This window comes from Meiothermus sp., assembly GCF_025056915.1.
Taxonomy (GTDB): domain Bacteria; phylum Deinococcota; class Deinococci; order Deinococcales; family Thermaceae; genus Meiothermus.
This window is the reverse complement of sequence record NZ_JANWVH010000168.1, coordinates 1-1,022: the sequence shown is the minus strand read 5'-3', so window position 1 is coordinate 1,022 and position 1,022 is coordinate 1. Positions and strand designations below refer to the sequence as shown.

Here is a 1,022-nt window from a genome sequence, read left to right as displayed (position 1 = left end):
GTGGCTCTCCTACACGGGCTTTGCGCCCGGGTTGGAACCACCCTCCTACATCGCACCAAGAGCGCCAGCCACTCAAGTCAACCCTGTTGGCCCCTACCTCTACGACCTGCTTGGCTGGAATCACGAGGATGGTGGTCACAGGGGTGCCCAGCCTGTGGAGGAGGGCTTCTGGCGCATCCCCCGCCACAACCCAAGCAGCGGGCGCGAGTTCAGGGAGTTCCTCACCGATAGATGGTACCCCCTCGAGCCCGGCAAGACCTACACCCAGAGCTTTTACCTGCGCCACGATGGCCGCGAGGCCCAGCTTAGGATCACCTTCTTCACCCAGAGGGGGCACCACCCGGTGCCCACGCAAAAGGAGCTGGTGGCCCCCGGGGTGTGGCGGGTCTGGGCCAGCTACACCGCCCAGGAAGGGGATGGGGCAGTGCGGGCCATCGACTTCCTCAACGAGGGGGGAGACTACACCTACCTGGAGGTGGGCTGGCCCCAGCTGGAGGAGGGCACCACCCCCTCGCCCTACCGGATGGGCCCCACCGGCCTCAAAGGGCTCGAGTGGCGCCTGGGGTGGTGGGTAGGCGCGGCCCTGCTTGGGTTTTTGGTCTTGCAGGCTGGGGTCTGGCTGCTCCGGGTGGTGCCGCCCTCTGTGGTGGCCTGGGGGGTGCTGCTCGGGATGCTGGCCCACCTGGGCTACGCGGGCTGGCAGTGGCTCGAGGCGGGTCCAGGCGCGCGGGCGGCCGGCCTCACCCCCCAGCCCAACTTCCTGGGCCACGGGGCGGTGGCGGCCGCTGGCCTGGTCTGGGCCCTGGGTGGGCGGCGGCTGGGCGGGGTGGCGCTGGCGGTGGCCGCGGCAACGCTCTGGCTTTCCGGAAGCCGCACGGCCTTCTGGGCCCTGCTGCTCCTGGGCGCCGCCTGGGGGTGGAGCCTGGGGCGCTACCGCTGGTTGGCCCTGGGCGCGGGGGGGCTGCTGGCCGGAGTGGCCCTGGCGGAGCCCGAGCTGCTGGGCCGCCTAGCCCAGGCCCTGA

General features: G+C 71.2%; 1 pseudogene. It reads left to right on the top strand.

The window, feature by feature from the left end:
• Nucleotides 1-154: 154 nt before the first annotated feature.
• Nucleotides 155-1,022, top strand: a pseudogene (locus tag NZN28_RS14465) (O-antigen polymerase); the annotation flags it as partial.